The 4,865-nt window shown below is 63.2% G+C and carries 4 protein-coding genes; all 4 read left to right on the top strand.

What is annotated here, in order from left to right; translation table 11 throughout:
- On the top strand, nt 1–1,366 hold a 1,366-nt coding region (murD, locus tag VN623_RS13485; RefSeq protein WP_325571744.1), incomplete at its 5' end, for a UDP-N-acetylmuramoyl-L-alanine--D-glutamate ligase.
- Complete coding sequence (locus VN623_RS13480) at nt 1,363–2,544, top strand: putative peptidoglycan glycosyltransferase FtsW (RefSeq protein WP_325571742.1); 1,182 nt, start codon at nt 1,363–1,365, stop codon at nt 2,542–2,544. The genes murD and VN623_RS13480, both read left to right, overlap by 4 nt.
- Nucleotides 2,545–2,554: 10 nt before the next feature.
- Nucleotides 2,555–3,694 (top strand): undecaprenyldiphospho-muramoylpentapeptide beta-N-acetylglucosaminyltransferase, encoded by a 1,140-nt coding sequence (murG, locus tag VN623_RS13475; protein WP_325571740.1) that lies wholly within the window; start codon nt 2,555–2,557, stop codon nt 3,692–3,694.
- A gap of 42 nt (nt 3,695–3,736) precedes the next feature.
- Nucleotides 3,737–4,865: UDP-N-acetylmuramate--L-alanine ligase (murC, locus tag VN623_RS13470; protein ID WP_325571738.1), on the top strand; the 1,129-nt coding region annotated here is incomplete at its 3' end.

Genomic DNA, 4,865 nt, shown 5'->3' with positions numbered 1-4,865 from the left:
GGGTAGCTCCGGGACCGCGGCTGCGCGTGCGCTGCTCGCAGGCGGCGCCGACGTTGCGGCTTGGGACGATAGTGCGGCGGGTCGCGAGGCGGCACTTCGCGACGGCCTACCCCTCGTCGATCTGGCGACAGCCGACTGGTCTGGTTTTTCGGCGCTCGTGCTCGCGCCGGGCGTGCCATTGACCCACCCCGTGCCGCATTGGACCGTCGTCAAGGCGCGTCAAAGCGGTGTCGAGATCATTGGCGACATCGAGGTATTCGCGCGCGAGCGGGCTTTGCGTGCACCCAAGGCGCCGTTCATTGCGATTACCGGTACGAACGGCAAATCGACGACGACGGCGCTCGTCGCGCATATTCTTCGCCACGCCGGTTACGACGTGCAACTCGGCGGCAATATTGGCCGCGCGATCCTGACTCTCGAAGAACCGGCGGCCGATCGGTTTCACGTCGTCGAGATGTCGTCGTTCCAGATCGACCTGACCCCGACGCTCAATCCGACGGTGGGCGTGATGCTGAATGTCACGCCGGATCATCTCGATCGTCACGGCACCATAGAGAATTACGCCGCCGTCAAAGAGCGCGTCGTTCAAGGGGCCGAGGTCGCGGCCATCGGTATCGATGACGATTTTGGCCTCGCGATGCTGAAGCGGCGCATCGAGAGCGGACCCGCGGTAGCGTTCAGTGCGGAGAAGTCGCTCGCGCCGGGATACAGTTTGCTCGACGGTACGATCGTCTGCAGCAACCGTGCGGCGCTCGCCGTCAAGCTTGGCTCGCTGTCGGGGATTACGACGTTGCGCGGGCGGCATAATGCGCAGAACGCACTCGCTGCCGTTGCGGCGGTTCGCGAGTGCCTGAATTGGCTCGGTCGATCCGCCGATCTCGATTGGCAAGGGGCGCTGGCGTCGTTCCCCGGCCTGCCGCACCGGATGGAAGAAGTCGGGCGCGTGGGCAACGTACTGTTCATCAACGACAGCAAAGCGACAAACGCCGATTCAACCGAGAAGGCGCTTCTGTCGTTTCCGCGCGATGTATTCTGGATCGTCGGCGGCAAACCCAAGGCGGGCGGCATCGCAAGTCTGGCGCCTTTGTTCGGCGGCGTCATCAAGGCTTATCTGATCGGCGAGTCGAGCGAGGACTTCGCAGCGACCCTTGAAGGTAAAGTCAATTTCAAGCGGAGCAAAACGCTCGATGCTGCCGTCGCTGAAGCGGCAAGGGACGCTGCCAAAAGTCGCGGCGCTGAGCCGGTCGTACTGCTTTCGCCGGCGTGTGCGAGCTATGACCAGTTCAAGAACTTCGAGGTTCGCGGCGATGCTTTTCGTGCCCTCGTGGCGGCGCTGCCGGGCATCACGATGAAGGCGCAAGAATGAAACTGTCGCGCGCCGATCGCAGTCTGCTCGCAACGTGGTCGTTCACGATCGACCGCAGCCTACTGATGGCGCTGTTGAGCCTCATCGGCATCGGTGTCGTGCTTTCATTCGCCGCCTCGCCGGCCGTGGCGCTCAAAAAAGGACTGCCGACGTATTACTTTGTCGAACGGCATGTGGTTTTTGCAGGCTTGGGTACGCTGGTGATGCTTGCCGTCTCGCTGCTGTCGCCAGTCGGCGTTCGCCGGCTCGCCGCCGTCATACTTCTTGGCGCCGTCGCCTGCATGCTCGCGGTACTTTTCTCGGGCGCCGAGTTGAATGGGGCGCAACGCTGGCTGGAGTTCGGCGGCTACACGTTGCAGCCGTCGGAATTCGCAAAGCCTGCCTTCGTGGTTATCCTCGCGTGGCTCTTCGCGGAAGCCAGCGAACGCAGCGACATGCCGGCGTTGCCGATGGCGCTCGTTCTTTGGGCGGTGCTGGTGGGCCTGCTCGTCGCACAGCCCGACATCGGCCAGACCGTATTGATCAGCACGACGGCTGGGCTGCTCTATCTTCTGGCAGGACTGCCCCCAATCGGTGCCGCCATACTTTTGCTCGCCGGCAGTTGCGGCATGTGGCTCGCCTACGAAAACTTCGGCCACGTGCAGACGCGGCTCGAGAAATTCTTCAGTGCCGCGCCGTTCGAGAACTTCCAAGTCGGCCGCGCCATGCAATCGTTCTCGGAGGGGGGATTTTTCGGCCGCGGGCCCGGCGAGGGAAGGATCAAATCCGTGCTGCCGGACGCGCATACCGATTACATTTTCGCGGTCATCGGCGAAGAGTACGGTGTTCTGGCGTGCATTGCGCTACTCGGTGTTTTTGCCTTTATCGTCGTCAAGTCGATGATGCGCGCCGCTGACGAGCCCAGTGCTCCCGACCGGCTTGCGATACAGGGCCTGGCGCTTCTCCTCGGTTTGCAATCCCTTATCAACATGGGCGTCAATATCGGCCTCCTGCCGCCGAAGGGCATGACGCTTCCCTTCATTTCGGCGGGCGGGTCGTCGATGCTGGCGCTTTCGATCACGGCCGGAATGCTTCTGGCGCTGACGCGCTGGCGTCCGGACCCGTCGCGCCTCAAAAAGCCCCGAATGGTGCCGACCATCGACGCCGGGCAATACACGGGACATACTCCGTCACCATGAGCGGCGATCAATGAGTGGAGAGCAATCGATCATGCTGGCTGCCGGCGGAACGGGCGGGCATTTGTTTCCCGCCTTCGCTCTTGCCGAAGAGCTGCGCCGGCGAGGCATTGCCGTCGATCTGATGACCGACATGCGCGGCGATCGCTACGGCTCGGGATTTCCGGCGCGAGCGATCTATCAGGTGCCGTCGTCGACGCTGGCGTCGCGCACGCCCCGCGATGTCGCCAAAACGGCGGTTGCTCTCGCCAGCGGCATCAAGGCGGCATTCACGATCCTGAAGCAGGTGAAGCCGAGTGCCGTCATCGGATTCGGTGGTTATCCGACGTATCCGCCACTCGTCGCGGCGCGTCTCAGACGCATTCCGACGGCGGTGCATGAGCAGAACGCCGTGCTCGGGCGTGCCAACAAGATGCTCGTCAAGCGTGCCACAGCGATTGCAACGTCGTTCGATCGCACGAAATTTCTCGACGGCAGGCTTGCGCACAAGGCAGTGCTGACCGGCAATCCCGTGCGCCAGGCGGTCATCGATGCGGCTACGCGCGGCTACGACGTGCCGGGCCCCAATGGCGTCGTTCGCATTCTTATTTTCGGCGGCAGCCAGGGGGCACGCTTCTTCGCGGACTCCGTACCGCTGGCGCTCTTTGCGTTGCCCGACCTCGTGCGCAAGCGCCTTCGCGTCGTGCAGCAGGCGCGCGAGGAAGATGTGGAGCGGGTGCGGGAGGCTTACACCGAAGCCGGTATCAGCGCTGATATCGCGCCGTTCTTCGCTGACCTTCCGGCGCGGATGGCGGCAGCTCATCTCATCATCGCGCGGGCCGGCGCTTCGACCGTCGCGGAACTAACCGTCATCGGCCGTCCGTCCATCCTAGTGCCGCTGCCGCATGCCCTCGATAACGACCAACTCAATAACGCCCGGCGTCTTGCCGAATCAGGTGGTGGGTGGTGCATCGAGCAGCGAAATCTGTCGCCCGAGCGCCTCGCCGACGAGATAGAAAAGTTGCTTGCAGCGCCGGGTACCCTTGCGACGGCAGCCGTGGCAGCTAAAACCGCCGGACGAGCCGACGCCGTTCGGCGTCTTGCGGATTTCACGCTGGAACTGGCAGATGGACATCGACCAGCTGCCCGCGTACCGACGAACATGAGGCTCTAAACACTGGGCCGTGCCAAAGCGGCTCTACGAGGACGTTCATCCATGCAAATGCCGCGCGACGTAGGGCCGTTTCACATCATCGGTATCGGTGGCATCGGCATGAGCGCAATTGCCGAAATCCTGGTCGCCAAGGGCTATACGGTCCAGGGCTCGGACCAGAAAGAAAACGCCAACGTCAAACGACTTCGCGCCAAAGGCATCCGCGTCTTCGTCGGGCACGACCCGGTGAACCTGATCGGGGCGCGCTATGTCGTGATCTCGACGGCGGTGAAAGCCTTGAATGCCGAACTCGTCGCCGCACGCCAAAAGGGCCTGACGATCATCCGGCGCGCCGAAATGCTTGCCGAGCTGATGCGGCTTTATTCGACGATCTCGGTCACCGGCACGCATGGCAAGACGACGACGACGTCGCTGCTGTCGCATATTTTCGCGGAAGCGGGAGAGGAGCCGACGGTGATCACCGGCGGCATCATCAACTCGTGGGGATCGAATGCGCGGCTTGGCCAGGGCAAGTGGATGCTCGTCGAAGCCGACGAGAGCGACGGCACGTTCACGCGGCTGCCGACAGAGATCGGCATCGTCACCAATATCGATCCCGAGCATCTCGACTACTTCGGCTCGGTCGAAGCGATGCACCGCGAGTACGAAATTTTCCTCAAGAACATTCCGTTTTTCGGCCTCGCGGTCGCCTGCATCGATCATCCGATCGTGCGCGATATGGTGCAGAGCCTTGGTCTTCGCGCCGATGGGCGCCGCTTGCTAACTTACGGTGAGAGCACGGATTGCGATCTCATCCTGCAGTCGGTGCGCATCGAGGGCAACACGACGTACTTCGACGCGAGCCTGACGGCGCGCGTCAAGGGCGGGGCGCGCAAGCTCGAAGGCTGGTCGGTTCCGCTGCCGGGCGCGCATAATGCGCTCAATGCGCTCGCCGCGATTGCAGTCGCGACGGAAGCCGGGATAGAAGACGCGAAGATCAAAGCGGCGATGGCCGGATTTTCCGGCGTCAAACGGCGCTTCCAGTTGACGGGCGAATGGAACGGTGTCGCGATTTACGACGACTACGGCCACCACCCGACCGAAATCGCGGCCGTGCTCGGGGCGGCGCGCCGCGGCGCCAAGGGTCGCGTCATCGCGGTCGTCGAGCCGCACCGCTATACGCGTGTCCGTG

This window comes from Hyphomicrobium sp. (genome assembly GCF_035572195.1).
In the GTDB taxonomy this organism is placed as follows: domain Bacteria; phylum Pseudomonadota; class Alphaproteobacteria; order Rhizobiales; family Hyphomicrobiaceae; genus Hyphomicrobium_B.
The sequence above is the reverse complement of the archived record's forward strand: the minus strand, read 5'-3'. Positions and strand labels throughout refer to the sequence as shown.